14 protein-coding genes are annotated in these 18,108 nt (G+C 71.1%); 10 read left to right on the top strand and 4 right to left on the bottom strand.

Annotation, left to right across the window (positions count from 1 at the left end; translation table 11 throughout):
* The coding region (locus VF647_02140) for a M1 family aminopeptidase (protein HEX8450864.1) at positions 1-2,106 on the top strand (2,106 nt) is incomplete at its 5' end.
* Positions 2,107-2,492: 386 nt separating this feature from the next.
* On the opposite strand, the gene VF647_02135 is transcribed toward VF647_02140, so the two are convergent.
* A complete protein-coding gene (locus VF647_02135; GenBank protein ID HEX8450863.1) occupies positions 2,493-2,663 on the bottom strand; it encodes a hypothetical protein in 171 nt (56 codons plus the stop codon).
* 389 nt (positions 2,664-3,052) lie between these two features.
* On the opposite strand from VF647_02135, the gene VF647_02130 reads away from it, so the two are divergent.
* Both VF647_02130 and VF647_02125 read left to right on the top strand, forming a co-directional pair.
* Positions 3,053-3,364, top strand: coding sequence for a hypothetical protein (locus VF647_02130; GenBank protein HEX8450862.1), 312 nt, complete (start codon positions 3,053-3,055; stop codon positions 3,362-3,364).
* 209 nt (positions 3,365-3,573) lie between these two features.
* A complete protein-coding gene (locus VF647_02125; protein HEX8450861.1) occupies positions 3,574-3,996 on the top strand; it encodes an NUDIX domain-containing protein in 423 nt (140 codons plus the stop codon).
* Between the two features lie 97 nt (positions 3,997-4,093).
* On the opposite strand, the gene VF647_02120 is transcribed toward VF647_02125, so the two are convergent.
* Together VF647_02120 and VF647_02115 are read right to left on the bottom strand one after the other, a co-directional pair.
* Entirely contained in the window at positions 4,094-5,281 is a 1,188-nt protein-coding gene (locus tag VF647_02120) for a patatin-like phospholipase family protein (GenBank protein ID HEX8450860.1), read from the bottom strand.
* Positions 5,278-7,041: an amidohydrolase gene (locus VF647_02115; GenBank protein ID HEX8450859.1), complete on the bottom strand. Its 1,764-nt coding sequence runs from the start codon at positions 7,039-7,041 to the stop codon at positions 5,278-5,280. Before VF647_02115 ends, VF647_02120 begins: the two co-directional genes overlap by 4 nt.
* A 239-nt stretch (positions 7,042-7,280) precedes the next feature.
* Here VF647_02115 and VF647_02110 point away from each other — a divergent pair, with 239 nt between their 5' ends.
* Positions 7,281-8,354, top strand: a complete 1,074-nt coding sequence (locus tag VF647_02110; GenBank protein HEX8450858.1) for a glycosyltransferase family 9 protein — start codon at positions 7,281-7,283, stop codon at positions 8,352-8,354.
* Here VF647_02110 and VF647_02105 read toward each other — a convergent pair.
* Positions 8,324-9,028 carry a lipopolysaccharide kinase InaA family protein gene (locus VF647_02105; GenBank protein ID HEX8450857.1) on the bottom strand — a complete coding sequence of 235 codons (705 nt, stop codon included), beginning with the start codon at positions 9,026-9,028 and terminating at the stop codon, positions 8,324-8,326. The two genes, VF647_02110 and VF647_02105, sit on opposite strands and share 31 nt — an antisense overlap.
* A gap of 205 nt (positions 9,029-9,233) precedes the next feature.
* Here VF647_02105 and VF647_02100 point away from each other — a divergent pair, with 205 nt between their 5' ends.
* The 6 genes from VF647_02100 (at position 9,234) to VF647_02075 (ending at position 18,105) form a co-directional block, all read left to right on the top strand.
* Positions 9,234-10,793 carry a response regulator gene (locus VF647_02100; GenBank protein ID HEX8450856.1) on the top strand — a complete coding sequence of 520 codons (1,560 nt, stop codon included), beginning with the start codon at positions 9,234-9,236 and terminating at the stop codon, positions 10,791-10,793.
* Positions 10,790-12,637, top strand: coding sequence for an ABC transporter ATP-binding protein (locus VF647_02095; GenBank protein HEX8450855.1), 1,848 nt, complete (start codon positions 10,790-10,792; stop codon positions 12,635-12,637). Before VF647_02100 ends, VF647_02095 begins: the two co-directional genes overlap by 4 nt.
* A 320-nt stretch (positions 12,638-12,957) precedes the next feature.
* The gene (locus tag VF647_02090) at positions 12,958-14,082 is read left to right on the top strand and encodes a DegT/DnrJ/EryC1/StrS family aminotransferase (protein HEX8450854.1); all 1,125 of its coding nucleotides are present in this window, start codon (positions 12,958-12,960) and stop codon (positions 14,080-14,082) included.
* 134 nt (positions 14,083-14,216) lie between these two features.
* On the top strand, positions 14,217-15,290 hold the full coding sequence (locus tag VF647_02085; GenBank protein HEX8450853.1) for a glycosyltransferase: 1,074 nt from the start codon (positions 14,217-14,219) through the stop codon (positions 15,288-15,290).
* The gene (locus VF647_02080) at positions 15,287-16,390 is read left to right on the top strand and encodes a glycosyltransferase (GenBank protein ID HEX8450852.1); all 1,104 of its coding nucleotides are present in this window, start codon (positions 15,287-15,289) and stop codon (positions 16,388-16,390) included. The genes VF647_02085 and VF647_02080 overlap by 4 nt, the downstream gene beginning before the upstream one ends.
* Complete coding sequence (locus VF647_02075; protein HEX8450851.1) at positions 16,387-18,105, top strand: hypothetical protein; 1,719 nt, start codon at positions 16,387-16,389, stop codon at positions 18,103-18,105. The genes VF647_02080 and VF647_02075 overlap by 4 nt, the downstream gene beginning before the upstream one ends.
* Positions 18,106-18,108: the final 3 nt, after the last annotated feature.

Below are 18,108 nucleotides of genomic sequence, written 5' to 3'. Positions count from 1 at the left end.
CCGACGATCTACGCGCTCGGGGTGAGCCACAACCTGCTCGTGTATGCATCGACGCCGTCGCTCCAGTACTCGGACAGGAACGGGTGGAACGGCGCCGAAGGGTCGTGGACGTGGTACGCGCTCTTCTGGGGCGGGGTGGCGGTGCTGCTGGCGATCGTCTCCAATCTCGTCTGGCGCCGCGGCGAGGAGCAGGGCGGCGGGTGGCGCACGCGGCTCGCCCGCGCCAGGGCCACGAGTCCAGTCCTGGTCGCCGCGGGTCTGGCGGGGCTGCTGGTGCTGGGGACGGGCGGCTTCATCGTCTACAACACGGCGATCCTCAACCCGTGGACGAGCGAGAGCGATTCGGAGCAGGTTCAGCTTCGCTACGAGCGCGAGTACAAGCGCTTCGAGTGGGCGCCGCAGCCCAGGATCACCGGGGTGAAGCTGCGGATGGAGCTCTTTCCACGCGCGCAGGAGCTGCGGGCGCGCGGCACGTACCGCCTCCACAACCGCACGCGGTCGCGCATCGACTCGGTGCACGTGGACATCTCCAGCAGCATGAAGATCCACTCGTTCACCTTCGACCGGCCGGCGACGAAGGTGGTGAGCGATTCGGCGGGTGGGTACTACGTCTACCGCCTGGCGCGTCCGCTCATGCCCGGCGACTCTGCCGAATTCCGCTTCGACGTCGCGCACCTCACCCCCGGCTTCACCGACGAGCCGCACTACGGGCCGGTGGTTGAGAACGGCACCTTCGTGAACAACGAGGTGCTGCCGCGCATCGGCTACAACCCGGAGGGCGAGATCACCGGAGAGGGCGACCGCGAGCACTACGGCCTCGCGACGCGCCCCCGCATCGCGCCGATCAGCGATCTGCGCGCCCGCAACCTCAACTTCATCTCGCGCGACGCGGACTGGGTGAGCTTCGAGGCGACCATCGTCACCGACGCGGACCAGACGGCGGTCGCGCCCGGCTACCTGGTTCGGCCGAGCTGGCTGGAGCGCGGGCGGCGCCACTTCCACTACCGGATGGACGCGCCGATCCTGAACTTCTACGCCTTCCTCTCCGGCCGCTACGCCGTGCGCCGCGATCGCTGGCGCAACGTGGCGATCGAGGTCTACCACCATCCGCCGCACGACCGGAACGTGGAGCGGATGATCGGGGCGGTGAAGAAGTCGCTGGACTACTACACGGCGGAGTTCGGCCCGTACCAGCACCGGCAGGTGCGCATCCTGGAGTTTCCGCGCTACGCCGAGTTCGCGCAGTCGTTCGCAAACACCATCCCGTACTCCGAGGGGATCGGCTTCATCGCGCAGGTGGGGAAGGAGGACATCGACTACCCCTTCTTTGTGACCGCGCACGAGGTGGCGCACCAGTGGTGGGGGCACCAGCTGGTGGGCGCGGACGTGCAGGGCGCCGCCATGCTGAGCGAGACGCTGGCCGAGTACAGCGCGCTGATGGTGATGGAGCGCGAGTTCGGGCGCGCCCACATCGGCCGCTTCCTGCGCTACGAGCTGGACCAGTACCTCCGCGGCCGCGGCAGCGAGGGACGCGCCGAGATGCCGCTGTCCCTCGTCGAGAACCAGCAGTACATCCACTACAACAAGGGCGCGCTGGCGATGTACGCCCTGCGCGACTACATCGGCGAGGCGCGGGTGAACGCCGCGCTCAAGAACTTCCTGGACGAGTGGAAGTTCCGCGGCCCCCCGTACCCCACCTCGCGCGACCTTCTGATGCACCTGCGCGCCGCCACCCCGGACTCGCTCGGCTACCTGATCGACGACCTCTTCCAGCGCGTCACGCTGTACGACAACGCTGCGGAGCGCGCCACCTCCCGCCGCCTCCCCGACGGCCGCTACCAGGTGGACGTCCGCGTCCGCGCGCGAAAGGTGCGCGCCGATTCGCTCGGCAACGAGACGGAGGTGCCGCTGGATGACCGCATCGAGATCGGCGTCTTCGGCGCCGGCAGGGAGGTGCCGCTCTACCTCGCCAAGCACCGCATCCGCTCCGGCGTGCAGACGGTGCGCGTGATCGTGAAGGAGATGCCGGAGCGCGCCGGCATCGACCCGCTCCACAAGCTGATCGACCGGGGGATCGAGGACAACGTGCGGGAGGTGGAGGGGTAGGGCGGAGGGCCCCCTCCCCCCGGCCCCCTCCCCCGCCTACGGGGGCGCAGGGCGGGAGAGGGGGAGAACTCCGCGCGCGCCGCACAGATCCGGTAGGGGCGCGATTTATCGCGCCCGTGGCCGATGCCGCACCGTCGCCCGCCAACTCGCACCCATTCCGTAGGGGCGCGATTTATCGCGCCCGCCCTTTCCATACCTCGACCATCGTCTCGCCGGGACCGATACCCGTAGGGGCAGACCTGTGTGTCTGCCCGACCTCCGGGTGGCACCACCGCCGGGGAATTCCAACGGCGGGCGCGGCTCGTCAGCGGCGCATGTGTGTTCTTGCAACGGGTCGCCGTCGTCCATCTTCGTGATTCGCGACTGGCTCGACCCCTGACGCCTGGCTAGTTCGGCCCGCGTGAGGCCCCGCGCGTTTCGACGGCCTTCAGCGCGTTGTGAACGCTGAGTTTCCGCTCCACGAGCACCACCTCATCGTCGGAGAGGTTCAGGAACTCCTGCACCGTTCCTACGCGCCAGCCCGCGCTCTCCAGTCGCTCCCGCTTCTCCTGCTGCATAGGCAACTCCTCCGATCGTCCGATAGCCCTGGGACTTCGTTGGCACCGCTTGCGCGTCCACCGGCGACAGCTCTGGGATGCACGTCGCCGCCAACTTGCCTGCCGAGATGGCGTTTGTCAACTTGGTCGAAGTGCTTGGGGGAAAGCAGGTTAGGGCCGTGGCGCGATGCGGGCGGGAGCGCTCTTCTGCGGGTCGTTAGCTCGTCACGAAGCGTTGCTCGTCATCCTCGTTGTGCTGGACGCGCCACGGGGGACCACGCTGCTCCGATGGTGGCAGGGTGGTTGCGTTGGGCTGGTCACGAGCGGCGGAATGGATGGGTTCCGCGCCCGTGGGAGGGCGGTGTGCCGCGATTCCTCGAGACAGGGGGTTGGCTATGTGGAGGAGATCGGTGGTTCTCGTGGCGGCGGTCGCCGCGGTGACGGGTGCGCTGGCGTGCGGCGACGGAGGCGGGGTGGACGAGAAGGGGACAGCGGACACGGAGACCCTCCAGCACAACCCCGATCCGGCGACCGGCAGCCCGGCCGGCGGCGGCGCGGCGGCGGGGAGCCAGCCGCCTTCGAACGGTGAGGGCGGGGCGGTGAACGCCCAGGGCACCGCCGACACCGAGCTGCTCCATCACAACCCTGACACGGTGACCGGGAGCCCCGCCGGCGGCGGCGCCGCTCCGGGAACTCAGGCGCCCGCCCCGACGCCTCCCTGAGGCCCGGCGGCAGGAAGCGACGAGCCCGACACCGGATGCGGTGTCGGGCTCGTTTCGTCGTCGCCAGGTTTGCGGCCCGCGACTCGCGTCTCGGCGAGCGGTGGCCACGGGCGAAATCGTTCTAGCGAGACTCCATGGGCGTGCGATTGAAAGACCGGCGGGCGCGGTCGCGAAAGGGCGGGCAGCTCTGGCGGCACCTGCGGACTGCGATGCGTCTCGTGCTGCGGCACCCGCTCGTGAGCGTGACCGTGGTGCCCGTGCGCGAGGATGGGCGCATCGTGCTGGCGCGCAGGGTGGACTCGGATCGCTGGGTGCTGCCGGGTGGGCTGCTCGACTGGGGCGAGACGGTGGAGGAGGCCGCCCGCCGCGAGCTGGAGGAGGAGACCGGGATGGAGGTGGCGCGGATGGGGCGGCTCGTCGGCGTCTACTCGGCACCGGGGCGCGATCCGCGAGGGCACTCGGTGACGATCCTCGTGGCGGCGGAGGTGCGCGGGACGGCCAGCATCAGCGACCCGCTTGAGATCAGCGAGATCCACGCGTTCGCGCCCGCCGAGGTCCCGTTCCAGCACATGGCGCTCGGCACCGACGTCATGCTGCGCAACTACCTCGCGGGGCAGACGGTCATCGCCTGATCGCAAACCATGGCTCACCGGGAGACGCGGAGGCGCGGAGAAATGCTTCTTCGCGCCTTACGGTTCTCTCTCTGTGCCCTCTGTGTGACGCGCCGTTTCAGTCCCCGCTGCCGCGCATGAAACGGTCGATCTCCTTGGAGCGGCGCTCGGCGTCTTCCTCGCCGAGGGCGATGAGGCGCTTCACGTAGTCGTCCTGGAACATCAGCATGCTGAGGACGTCCGGGGCGGCGGTCTCGCGCGTGCCGAGGCCACGGGTGAGGAGGCGGATGGGGCGCGGGAGGCGCGGCTCGTACTCGGCGGCGATGCGGGCCAGGTCGCGCGAGGGGCGCACCACCAGCAGGTCGACGACGCGCATCCCGTCGCGCCGCGTCTTGGGGACGCGGTTGAGGACCTCGTTCATCTTCTGCATGCGCAGCGCGTCCTGGTCGATCAGGTCCAGGAAGACGGCGTCGAAGAGGACGCCCATCACCTGCGCGGGCGGCGGATAGCCGTGCACCTGGGGCTTGGCCGCCTCGTCGAAGTTGCGGCCGTAGCGCGTGGAAACCGCGATGATCTTGTGCGCACCCAGGTGCAGCGCGGGGGAGAGCGGGGCCGTCAGCCGCACGTTGCCGTCGCCGTACCAGTGGTCGCCAATCTGGACCGCGGGGAAGAAGAGGGGGAGCGCGGCGGAAGCCATCACGTGCTCCACCCGTAGCCTCGTATTGACGCTGCGCCGCTGCGGCCGCTCCCACGTCTCGATGGCGCGCCCCTGCAGCCAGATCACCGACTGGCCCGTCGTGTAGCTGGTGGTGCCGATGGCCGCCGCCCGCAGCGTGCCGCGGTGCAGGTTGTAGTCGATGCCGGTCAGCTCGCCGTTCACGGGGCAGAGCGCTTCTTCGAGGAAGGAGCGCAGCGGCTCCGTGTCCACCACGCCGCGCACCCGCGACTCGCCGCGTGACGCCCGCGCGAACCGCATCCCCCAGCGCCCCATGTTGCCGAGGAGGGCGCCGGTGTCCACGTGGAAGATTCGCTCGGGCGTCAGCTCGCCCCAGAGCGCGGCGAGCTCGTCGGCGGCCTGGAGAAAGGTGCCGTGGTGCTGAGCCAGCAGGGCGACGTTGATGGCGCCCGCGGACACCCCCGTCAGGATAGGGATGTGCAGCTCCGGATACGCCTTCGCCAGGTAGCGGAGGAAGCCCACCTGGTACGCACCGCGCGCGCCCCCGCCGGTCAGGACGAGCCCGAGGTCGCCGTGGTCAGTGGTGCCGCGCTTCCGGGGCGCGGGCGTCTTCTCCGCCGGCTTCTTCACGGGCGCCGGAAGACGGTGCGGCCGCCCACCACCGTCATCGTGGGCTCGGCCTTGAGGATCTCCGCCTCGGGGATGGTCAGCAGGTCGGCGGACCAGACGACGAAGTCGGCGAACATGCCCGGGCGCAGCGTGCCTTTGCGCGCCTCTTCCCACTCGCCGTACGCGGACGCGGCGGTGTAGAGGCGGATCGCCTCGGCGCGGGTCAGGCGCTGCTCGGGGAGCCAGCCGCCCGGCGGCACCCCCGGCTCCTCGCGGCTCTGGCGCGTGACGGCGGAGTAGATGCCCTCCACCGGCGCCATCGGCTCCACGGCGAAGTCGGTTCCAAAGATGACCACCGCGCCCGAGTCGAGGAGCGTGCGCCAGGCGTAGGCGCCCTCCGCCGCGCGCTCGTGGCCGATGCGCGTCTCGGCCCAGCGCATGTCGCTGGTGGCGTGCGTGGGCTGCATGGACGCGATCACGCCGAGCTGCCGGAAGCGCGGGATGTCGCGCCGGTCCAGCACCTGCGCGTGCTCGATGCGGTGGCGGCGCGGGTGGGCGGGGTTGACCCGGATCACGCGCTCGAACGCGTCCAGCGCCTGCCGGTTTGCCGCGTCGCCGATGGCGTGCAGGATCACCTGGAGCCCCGCGCGGTCCGCCATGCCGACCAGCGAGTCGAGCTGCGCCTGCGTGTACTGTGGAAGTCCGCGGGTGGAATGGTCGTCCGCGAAGGGCTCCAGCATGGCCGCCGTGCGCGAGCCGAGCGTGCCGTCCGTGTACCCCTTCACCATCCCCAGCCGCACCCACTCGTCGCCGGTGGGGGCGGTGACGCCGCGCGCCTGCAGCTCGCGGATGGTGCGCTCGGTGAGCGGCAGCCAGCCGTAGACGCGCACCGTCAGCGAGTCGGCGGCGGCGAGGGCGCGGTACACCTCCACGTCGGCGGGGGAGACGTCGCTCTGAACGCTGGTGACGCCGGTGCGGGCCGCCATCTCCAGCGCCGCGCGGATGCCGCGCCTCACCTGCGCCGGGGTGGGATCGGGGACGACGCGCCCCACCAGCCCCTCGGCGGACTCCTTGAGGATGCCGGTCGGCTCGCCCGCGGGGGTGCGCACGATCTCGCCTCCGGCGGGGGCGCGGGTGGCGCGCGTGACCCCCGCGATGCGCAGCGCCTCGCGGTTCGCCCACGAGGTGTGCCCGTCCACGCGCGAGAGGAGCACGGGGTTGCGGGGGGCGGCGCGGTTCAGGATCTCGTTGGTCGGCCAGCCGCCCGGGCCGAGCTCGCTGGCGGGGAGGCGCGTGTGGTCCCATCCGCGACCCGTGATCCACTCGCCGGGCTGCGCGCGGGCGGCTGCGGCGGCCACTCGGCGCTCGATCTCGGCCAGCGACCGCGTGCCACCGAGGTCCACCGCCAGCAGCGACGCCCCGCCCGCGGCGAAGTGGATGTGCGCGTCGTTGAAGCCGGGCGTCACCAGGCGGCCTTCGAGGTTGTGCTGCGCCGTGTTCAGGCCCACCAGCGAATCGACCCCCACCCGCGGGCCGGCGTACACAACGCGGCCGCCCCGCACGGCCATCGCCTCCACGATCGTCCCCGCGCTGTCGCCCACGAAGATCTTGCCGTTGACCAGCACCATGTCCGCCGGCGCCGCGGGGTTTGGGCGTGTCAGGACGGGAGCCGCCTCGCTCCGCGGCATCGTGGGGACGGGCTGCGGGAGCGTGCGGGCGCAGCCGGCGGCGAAGGCCAGCGGCGCCGCGAGCGCGGCGGTGCGGACGATGGTTCGGGTCATCGTGGCGGTCTCTCGAAGGCTGGGATCAGGGTGCGGAACAAGGTGCTCCAAGCGGATGCGTGCCGCAAGGCGGCAGGAACAGCATGGCCTCACGCGGAGACGCGGAGACGCGAAGGAGGAGCGGGCTCACACGGAGACACAGAGCCACAGAGAGAAAAGCCGGAGCGAGAACGGTGCTGCGGCGGCTTCACGGTGAATTTCGTTGACGCCCTTACTGGTTGCGGATAGCTTGGGCCGCCATGCTGAACCCAAAGAATGACGCGCGGTTGCACGCATCCGACCTGTCCGGCGCACGCATCGCCATCGTGATGATGAGCGCGATCGGCGACGCCGTGCACACGCTGCCGGTGTTGAATTCGCTGCGCGCGGCGGCGCCGGATTGCAGGCTGACCTGGGTCATTCAGCCGGCCCCGCACGCGCTGGTGGCGGGGCACCCGGCGGTGGACGAGTTCATCCTCTTCGACCGAAAGCGCGGGTGGCGCGCGTACCGCGACGTGGCGCGCGCCACGGAGGGGCGCAGCTTCGACCTGGTGATCGCGCTGCAGGTGTACCTCAAGGCCGGGCTGGTGACGCGGGTCCTTCGCTCGCCGCGCAAGCTGGGGTTCGACCGGGCTCGCGCGCGCGACGCGAACTGGCTCTTCACCACGGAGCGCATTCCGCCGCGCGGGCAGCGCCACGTGCAGGACCAGTACTTCGAGTTCCTGGAGCACCTGGGCGTCCCGCCTCTCCTGGAATGGCGGCTGGGGCCCACCGCAGCGGAGCGCACCCGCTACGAGGGCATCCTTCCGCGCGACGAGCGGCCGACCGTGGCTTTCGTGGTGGGGACGAGCAAGCCGGCGAAGGAGTGGCCCGCCGAGCGCTACGCCGCCCTCGCGGACCGCCTCGCCTTCGTGGGGATGAGGACGGTGCTGGTGGGCGGCCGCTCGACGCGCGAGATGGCGGCGGCGGAGGCGATCCGCGCGAAGGCGCAGTATCCGCCGCTGAACCTGCTGGAGTGGGACCTGCGCAAGCTCGTGTACCTGCTGGACCGCGTGGACGTGCTCGTGAGCCCGGACACGGGGCCGCTGCACATCGGCGTGGCGCTGGGCACGCCCACCGTGTCGCTGATGGGCTACACCAACCCCAAGCGCGTGGGCCCCTACCGCCGCTTCCACGACCTGATGATCGACGCGTACGGCGACCCGGGCGAAGACTACCCCGTCAGCGCCGAGTACCGCCCCGGCCGCATGGAGCGCATCACGGTGGACGAGGTGGCGGACAAGGTCGCGCTGGCCCTGGAGCGCTACTCCAGGTCCGGCCTCTCGGAGAGGTAGCCGACCTCCAGCCCGCCACGGCGCACCTCGCTCAACGGCATGCCCAGTTTCGCGAAGGAGCGCACCAGCCGCGACAGGTCTCGCTGCCGACGGGCGCGCGGCACCACGCCCTCCACCACGAGGGCGCGGTCGAAGTCGATTATCCAGAGCTCGCCCAGCTTCCCCACCAGCAGGTTGCGCAGGTTGAGGTCCGGGTGCCCCACCCCCGCCGCGTGCATCCGCCCGATCTGCTGTCCCGCCTCGAAAAGGACCTCGTTCAAGTCCCTCCCGCCGAGCAGCGCGGTGGCGGCGTCCTTGACCCCGGGAATCAGCCGCGTCGCGATCATCGCGCGGTAGCCGGGGAACGCGGCGATCCGTCCGGCCGCGATCACCTCGGGCGCGTGCACCCCGCCCGCTCGCGCCACTTCCGTCGCGCGCAGCTCGTGCGCGGCTCTATCCCCGCCGAAGTAGCGGTCACGGTTCACGTGCCGCACCATCCCGCCGCGCATGTAGCGCCTCACCACCGCCTTTCCGCCATCCGGCAGCACGACCACCGGATGCGGCGCCCGTCCCCCCTCGATCCACTCCTCCGCGCGCCCCTCCCACGCATCCACCAGCACCCCCGCCATCCCCTCGTACCCATCGCGGATGAGGAGGCGGGCACTTCCGACCGAAACGCGAGTGAAGCCCATCATCCAGCCCACCCCAACGGCGATCTCACGCGGAGGCGCGGAGGCGCAGAGGAAAGACGGGGAGGTCTCTCTCTGCGTCTCCGCGTCTCCGCGTGAGCCATGCAGTTGCTGTTCTTGCCCATAACGAGAAGGTGAGGATCGCAAGCCGCGCTGTCAAACGGGCCGGTCGCGTTGACCCGCACCCCTCGGGCGCCTAGCTTTCCACACCATGCCAGCACCGGTCAAACGCCTCCTCTGGGTAGACGACGAGATCGATCTCCTGCGCCCGCACCTGCTCTTTCTGCAGGGGCGCGGCTACCACGTGGACGCCGTCTCCAACGGCGACGACGCGCTGGAGCTCCTCCGCCTGCACCCGTACGACCTGATCCTGCTGGACGAGCAGATGCCCGGCCGCTCGGGGATGGAGGTGCTGGACGAGCTGCGCAGGCTGGACCCCCGCGTTCCCGTGGTGATGATCACCAAGAGCGAGGAGGACCGGACCATGACCGAGGCGATCGGCCGGCGCGTGGCCGACTACCTCGTGAAGCCCACCTCGCCCCGCCAGGTCCTCTCCGTCGTCACGCGCCTCCTGGAAGGCGAGGCGATCCAGCAGCAGGTGGTGGCGCGCGACTTCGCGGGGCGGTTCCGCGAGCTCAACGCCCGCCGCGCCGAGCCGCGCGACTGGCGCGAGTGGGCCGACGACTACTCGGAGCTGGTGGACTGGGAGCTGCGCCTTCGCGAAGCCGGCGAGACGGGCCTGCTCGCCGCGCTGGAGACGCTGCTGGACGACTTCCGCCGCGAGTTCTGCCGTTACATCGCCGAGGTGTACCCCAAGTGGACCGAAGGGGGCTCCGGCGCGCCGCCGCTCTCGGTGGACATCGTGCCGCAGTTCCTGGCGCCGCTGGTGGGAAAGGACCGCGCCGTGCTCTTCGTGGTGATCGACTGCCTGCGGCTGGACCAGTGGCGCGCCCTTCTCCCCATCCTGGAGCCGCTGGCGCAGGTGGAGGAGGCGCTCTACTACTCCATCCTCCCCACCGCGACCCCCTTCTCCCGCAACGCCATCTTCAGCGGGATGTACCCTGACGGCGTGTCCGAGCGGGTGCCGGGGTGGTGGGGGTGGGAGGGCGAGGGGAGCCTCAACTCGTTCGAGGCGGAGCTCTTTCGCGAGCAGCTCAAGCGGCTCACGGGGCTCAGCATGCCCGTGCACTACGACAAGGTGTTCGACGCGGGCGACGGCGAGGCGATGCTGCGCCGCCTTCCCGCGCACCTGGCGCAGCCGGGGGTGACCGCGGTCGTCTTCAACTTCGTGGACCTGCTGACGCACGGCCGCACCGAGAGCACCGTGCTGCTCGAAGTGGCGCGCGACAAGGAAGCGCTGCGGGCCCTCACGCGGCAGTGGTTCGAGCGGTCGGAGGCGCTGACGGCAATCCGCGAGGCGCTGCGCATGGGCGTGCCGGTGCTGGTTACCACCGACCACGGCTCCATCCACTGCCACCGCCCGGCCACCGTCTTCGCCAAGCGCGACACCACGCAGAACCTGCGCTACAAGTTCGGCGCGGACCTGCGCGCCGAGGACCGCACGCTGGCGATGACCATCAAGGACGAGAAGGCGCTGCGCTTCCCGCCGGGGAAGGCGGCGACCAACTACCTGATCGCGCTGGAAGACGTCTTCTTCGTCTATCCCACCAAGCTGCGGCAGTACCAGGCGCGCTACCGGGGCTCCTTCCTCCACGGCGGGGTATCACCGGAAGAGATGATCCTTCCAGTGGCGCTGCTGACCCCGAGATGAAGCTCTACCTCCGCATCCTTCGCTACGTCCGTCCCCACATCGCGCTCTTTTGCTGGGCGATCGTGGCGATGTGCGCGTTCGCCGCGCTCGACGCATTCTCGTTCACGCTGCTCATCCCCTTCCTCAACCTGCTGTTCGGGGGCGACGTGGTGCCCGGCGGGGCGGTGGGCTCCGTCTTCATGGGCGGCGGCGCGGTCGGTGACCTGCTCCGCTGGTCGGTGGGGTGGCTGGTGCAGGGGCGCCCGCCAATGGAGGGGCTGCGCAACGTGGTCGGCTTCCTCTTCGTCGTGTTCCTGGTGAAGAACATCGCCCTCTACGTCTACCAGATCTGCATCTCGGTGGTGGAGGGGCGCGTCACGCGCGACGTGCGCAACGACATCTACGGCCACCTGCTGTACCTGGGCTTCCCCTTCTTCCAGCAAACCCGCGCCGGGCAGGTGATCTCCCGCGTCACCAACGACGTGGAGCAGATGCGCGGGATCGTGGTCGGCAGCATCTCCAAGCTGATCTCGCAGGTGTTCCAGGCGGTGTTCGCGCTCACCTTCATGATGCTCCTCTCCTGGAAGCTCACGCTGGTTTCCGCCCTGTTCATGCCGCCGATGCTGGGCTTGTGGGCACGCCTGCGGAAGCGTTTGCGGCGCGGCGTGCTGCGGGTGCTCAACGCCACCGGCGAGGTCGCGTCGCAGGTGCAGGAGACGGTGAGCGGGATCCGGCTGGTGAAGGCGTCGGGCGCGGAGGAGTGGGAGGGGCAGCGCTTTCGGGCGCTCACGCGCGGGCAGTACAAGGCGTGGGTGAAGAACGAACGCTGGCGCAAGTTCTTTCCGCCGGCCACCGAGATGATCACCGCCACCTGTATCCTGGTGCTGCTCTGGTACGGGAGCTACCTGGTGCTGGAGGAGCGGTCGCTCACGGCGACCGCCTTCCTCGGCTTCCTCACACTGGCCGGCAAGCTGATGTCGCCGGTGAAGTTCATCGCCCAGTTCCCCTCGGTGGTGCAGCCCGGCCTCGCCGCCGCGGAGCGCGCCTTCGAGCTGATGGATGCGCCCGTTGAGGTCAACGACGCCTCCGGCGCGCTCCCGGTGACCGGCTTCCGCGACGAGATCCGCTTCGAGGACGCCGGCTTCGCCTACGCGCCGGGCGTCCCGGTCCTCTCCGGCATCGACCTGCGCATCCGCCCGGGCGAGGTGGTGGCGCTCGTCGGCCCGAGCGGGGCGGGGAAGAGCACGCTCGCCGACCTCCTCCCCCGCTTCCACGACGTCACCGAGGGCCGCATCACCCTCGACGGCGCCGACCTGCGCGAGCTGCGGCTGGCTCCCCTGCGCGGGCTGCTGGGGATCGTCACGCAGGAGACCATCCTCTTCCACGACACCGTGCGCGCCAACATCGCCTACGGCGTCCCCGACGCGCCGCGGGAGCGTGTGGAGGCGGCGGCGCGCGCGGCGAACGCGCACGAGTTCATCGCGTCGCTCCCGGACGGCTACGACACGGTGCTTGGCGAAAAGGGAACGCGCCTTTCGGGCGGACAGCGCCAGCGGATCGCGATCGCGCGCGCCCTCTTCCGCAACCCGCCGATCCTGATCCTGGACGAGGCCACCTCCGCGCTCGACACGGAGAGCGAGCGCCTCGTGCAGCAGGCGATCGACGAGGTGATGGCAGGGCGCACCGTCCTCGTGATCGCCCACCGCCTCTCCACCGTGCGCCGCGCCGACCAGATCGTCGTCCTCGAAAACGGCCGCATCGTGCAGCGCGGCACCCACGACGAGCTCCTCGCCCGCGGCGGCACCTACCGCCGCCTGTACGAGATGCAGTTCGGCGGCGCCGAGGCGACCGGCGTAGGGGCGTGATTCATCACGCCCACCGTTCGCCGCGGACAACCGTTCGCCCGGCGCAACGATCCCGCGTCGCCGGGGGATGAATCCCCCGGCTGGAACGACGCGAAGACGGCTGAAGCCGTCCCGTACACGCCGGCATTGGACCCACGCCACGGTCGTACCGCGCCGCTCAGGGATGCCAGATTGAGAGCGATGCGGCCCGCAGCCCACTTCAGTGGGCTTCGCGTGGTTCCAGCCGGGGGCTTTAGCCCCCGGCGGGCGCGGCACCGGCAACCGTGAGGCGGGCCCCAGTGCCGGTGTTCAACATCCGAATCCAAACGAGCAATCCATAGATGCAAGTACCCCTGTTGGACCTGTCGCTCCAGTATCGCCAGGTAGCGGACGAGGTGATGGAGGCGCTGCGCGGCGTGGTGGAGGATCAGCGCTTCATCCTGGGGCCAGTGGTGGAGAAGCTGGAAGCGGAGATGGCGGCGAAGCTGGGCGTGCCGCACGCCATCGGCTGCGCCAGCGGGACGGACGCCATCCTCCTGGCCGTGCGCGCGCTGGGCGTGGAGCGCGGCGAGGAGGTGGTGACGAGCCCGTTCACCTTCTTCGCCACGGCGGGCGCCATCCACAACGCCGGCGCGCGCCCCGTCTTCGCGGACATCGAGGCCGACACCTTCAACCTCGACCCCGCCGCCGCCGAAGCCGCCATGACCGAGCGCACGCGCGCCGTCATGCCGGTGCACCTCTTCGGCCAGATGGCGGACATGCGCGCCTTCCGCTCCCTTGGCGACCGCCGCGGCGTGCCCGTCATCGAAGACGCCGCGCAGGCCATCGGCGCCCGCCAGCGCGACGGGGAGGGGTGGCTCACGACCGGCACGCTGGGCGACGTCTGCTGCTTCTCCTTCTTCCCCACCAAGAACCTCGGCGCATTCGGCGACGCCGGGATGCTGGTGGCGAACGACGACGCGGTCGCCGAGCGCCTGCGCAAGCTGCGCGTGCACGGCGGCCGGCAGATGTACCACCACGAGGAGGTCGGCTACAACTCGCGCCTCGACGCGCTCCAGGCGGCCGTCCTTTCCGCCAAGCTGCCGTACCTGGACGGCTGGAGCGCCGCCCGCCGCCGCAACGCCGCCTTCTACGACGAAGCGCTCGCGGGACTCGACGGCATCGTGCTCCCGGTAGTGCGCCCCGGCAACGAATCGATCGTGAACCAGTACACGATCCGGGTGACGGACGGCCGCCGCGACGCGCTGCAGGACTTCCTCAAGGCGCGCGGCGTCGGCAGCTCCGTGTACTACCCGATCCCCCTGGACCGCCAGGAGTGCTTCGAGTACCTGGGCTACCGCCCCGGCCAGTTCCCCGAATCGGAGCGCGCGAGCCGCGAAGTCCTCTCGCTCCCCGTCTTCCCGGAGCTCACCGAGGCCCAGCTCGCCTACGTCGCGGATTCGGTGCGGGCGTTCGCGGGGGCGTAGCACCGGGGATAAATCCCCGGGTGTAGCAGGGCGACGCACGTAGATCCATGCAAGCACCCCCTCCCCCAGGCAGTTTTGGGGGAGGGGGATGCGTCGCGGAGCGACGCTGGGGGTGGGGCCCATACCAACGCACAATGTTCATCGTCGCCCACAACGGAGCCCCCATCTGGGGCGGAGCGGAGCGCGCAACGGCCCTCCTCCTGGCGGGGCTGCGGGAGCGGGGCCATCGCGTTCTCCTCCTCTGCAACGAGGCGGAAGTGGCGCGGCGGGCGGAGGAGCTGGGCGTGCCCACCGAGATCGCGCGGCTAGGTGGCGACGCGGCGCTCCACCACGCGGCCGCGATGGGCCGCCGCCTGCGCGCGCTCCGGCCCGACGCGTTCATCGTGGGGACGTTCCGCAAGCTCTTCCTCGCATCGCTGGCGGCGCGGCTGGGCGGGGTGCGGCGGGTGGTGGCGCGCGTGGGGCTGGAGTCGGATACGCCGCGCAGCGCCAAGTACCGCTTCGTGCTGGCGCGCTGGGTGGATGCCGTGGTGGTCAACGCCTCGCGGATGCGCCCCGCGTTCGCCGCGCTCCCAGGGTGGAGCGATGCGCGCGTGCCCGTGATCCACAACGGCGTCACCGCGCCCGCGGGTGCAGGGTCGATGCGAGCGGAACTGTGCATACCCCCGGGTGCGCCGGTGGTGGGAACGGTGGCGCGGTTGGCGCGGCAGAAGCGGATCGACCGGCTCCTCCACACCGTCGCGCTCCTGCCGCCGGAGACGCACTGCGTGGTGGCCGGCAGCGGCGGGCGCCTGGAGCGGTTGCGCACCCTGGCGAATGAGCTGGGGATCGGCGCGCGCGTGCACTTCGTGGGGCATCGCGACGACACCGGCACTGTGCTGGCGACGCTCGACGTCTTCGTCACCGCGTCCGACTCCGAGGGCCTGAGCAACGCGATGCTGGAAGCGCTGGCTTGTGGAGTCACCGTCGTGAGCACGCCCGTGAGCGGCGCCGAAGACGCACTGGAGCCGCTCCCCGACGGCCGCCGTCCGGGCACGGTCGCAGGGTGGGAGCCGGAGGAATTGGCCGCCGCCATCCGCCCCATCCTGGACGATTCGGAGATGCGTGCGCGCATGGGCGAGGCGGCGCGTGAGAGGGCGGAGGAGCGCTTCGGAGTCGCGGGGATGCTGGACCGCTGGGAGCGCGTGCTGCGCGCGGACGCGGCGTGAAGGTCGTCATCCACAGCGCGGCTACGGAGCTGCGCGGAAGTGAGCGGCAGGCGCTCCTCATCGCCACCGAGCTGGCGCGGCGCGGGCATGAGGTGGTCGTGTCGTGCGACCCGCGCGCACCCTTTCGCCAGGCGCTCGCCCGAAAGAACGTGCGTACCGCCGCCGTGCGCCCTCGCGGCGACTTCGACCCCTGGAACTTCGCGCGCTTCGTGCTCTGGCTGCGGCGCGAGCGGCCCGACGCGCTCCTGCTGACCACGTGGAGGCGCATCCCGACCGCCGCGCTCGCCGGGCGCGCTGCGAGGGTGCCTAAGGTGGTGCTGCGCCTCGGCATTCCGCGCCCGATCCCCGCGCGGCGCGACTTCCGGCTCGCCTTTCGCCACTGGATCGACGCCCTGATCGTCAACTCGCCCGACGTGCGCGATCGTTTCCTCGCCTCCGCGCCCTGGTTCCGCCACGACCGCGTGCACCTGGTGCTCAACGCCGTGGAGCCCGTGCTCCCGAGTGCGGCCCCGCTGCGCCAGGAGCTGGGCGTGCCGTCCGATACGCGGCTTGTGGTGAGCGCGGGCGGGCTGGAGCGCCGCAAGGGCTTCGACCTCCTCCTCGAGGCCTTTGCGCGGCTGCGCGACCGCCGCGCCTGGCTCGCCATCGCCGGGACCGGGCCGGATGCGGACCCACTGCGCACAAAGGCCGATGCGCTCGGGATCGGCGAGCGCGTGCGGTTCCTCGGCCAGAGGCGCGACATGCCGGAGGTGATCGCCTCCGCGGACGTGTTCGTGCTGGCCAGCCGCAAGGACAGCCTAGCGAACGTGATGCTGGAGGCGATGGCGCTCGGCATTCCCGTCGTCGCGACCGCCGCCGGGGGCGTGCCGCTCGCGCTGGGTGCCGCCGATGACGCGCCGCCAGCCGGCTGGATCGTCCCCGTGCGCGACGCGGATGCGCTGGCCCGCGCGCTCGACGAGCTTCTCGCGACGCTGGATGCCGATCCCACCACCGTCACGGCGCGCACGGAGGAGGCGCGGCGGCGCGTGCGCGAGTGGTTCAGCGTGGAGCGCATGGTCGATAGCGTGGAGGCGGCGCTGAACCCGGAGCCCTCTCGATGAGCGACTTCCTCTTCGCCGCGCGCCGCCGTGCGCCCGGCGAGCTCCGCGGCGTGCTCCACCGCTACCTGGGCGCCGTCGCCGCGGAGATCGTGGAGCACCATGGCGCGTGGGGCTCGCTAGCGGTCGTCCGTGCGCCACACGATGGCGATGTCGTGGTAGAGGACGAGCGCTCGATCTCGGTCCTCGTCGGCCTGCCCATCGCTCGGATTGCGCCACATGCGCCGGGTCTGGCGTCAAAGGGGCCGCGGCGCGGGGTGGTGCATGAGGTTCTGGCGAACGGGCCGGCGCTTCCGTGGCACGAACGGCTCGACAGCGGGTTCGCGGCGCTGCGGGTCGACACCGAGCGCGGCGGCGGGATGGTGGTGACGGACATCGCCTCCTTCGTACCCGTCTTCTTCGCCGATGGCGTGATCGGGACGCACCCGGACGCGGTCGCGCGCGCGGCCGGACGCCACCGCGACATCGACGAGGTCTCCGCCGCGGGTCTCCTGCTCAACTTCAGCAGCACCTTTCCGCACACCCTCTTCCGCGGCGTCGAGCAGTTCCCGCCAGCGACCGCGCGCAGCTTCGACCCGAGTGGCGCGTGGATGGAGGACGCGCACACTTACTGGCGACCCACCGAGGACAACCCGTACGCCTCGCGCACCGATGCGGCCACGGCTCTGCGCGAGGCGCTGGTGGAGAACCTGCGCGAGTCGTGCGGCGAGCTCCCCGTCGCCGGCATCCTCCTCAGTGGCGGCGAGGATGCGCGGGCGGTGCTCGGCGCCGTGCCGCGCGGGCCGGAGGTGCGCGCATTCGTGTACGCGGACTGGGAGAACCGTGAGGTGCGCGTAGCTCGCGACGCCGCGCGGGCGTACGGCGCGAAGCTGACCTTTGGCGCGCGCCGGCCGGACCACTACCTCAACGGGCTTGAGACGGTGGCCGCGCTGCTGGGGAGCGGACAGCTCTTCATGGACGTGCACGGCTACGGCTTCCACGAGTCGCTCGGGCTGCGCGAGCTACCCATCGTGCTCGGCGGCCTCTCCTCGGACTCGTTCCTCAAGGGCGAGCACGCGCCTCCCGCGTCGGCGCCCGGCGCCCCGTTTCCGGTTCCAGACGCCCCGGAGATGCGAGCGGATCTCCTGCAGGCGGTGGCGGAGCGGCGCACCGTCTTCCGCCGCTGGCTGGAGGAGTTCCGCCCGACGACGGCGCAGGAGTGGGAGAAGCTGTACCCGTTCACGCAGCGCAAGCACTCGGCGAACTTCCACGGCAACCGGCGGCTCTTCGCGAGCCACGAGCCGTACCACTCGGTCGCGATCGTGGCGCTGGCGGGCGCGGTCCCGCTCCGCTGGAAGCAGGGGAGGGCGCTCTTCCACCAAGCGATGAAGCCGCTCTTCGCGCCGTCCTGGCACGTGCCGCACTCGCGCTGGCGCTATCCGTACTTCGGTCGCGCCGCCAACCTCCCGCTGACCGTTGGGCTGCGGGTGGCCCGTGGGGTGCGCGCCGTTGTGACCGGTGAGGTGCGCGCGCGGCAGGGGCCCTGGCCCAAGTGGCGGAGCGTCGTAGAGTCGCCGATGATGGCGGAGAAGCGGCGCGCCTATCCCGTCACCGCCACCCCGATCGCCGCCGCCTTCAACGCGACACGCGAGGAAGATGTGGAGCGGGCGGTGGCGCATTGGCATCCGCTCAGGCAGCTCCTGCTCCTCCAGCTCTCCTACCTCACCCGCGGGGAGTAGGCG

The organism is Longimicrobium sp. (assembly GCA_036387335.1).
In the GTDB taxonomy this organism is placed as follows: Bacteria; Gemmatimonadota; Gemmatimonadetes; order Longimicrobiales; family Longimicrobiaceae; genus Longimicrobium.
This window is presented reverse-complemented; position numbering and strand designations above follow the sequence as displayed.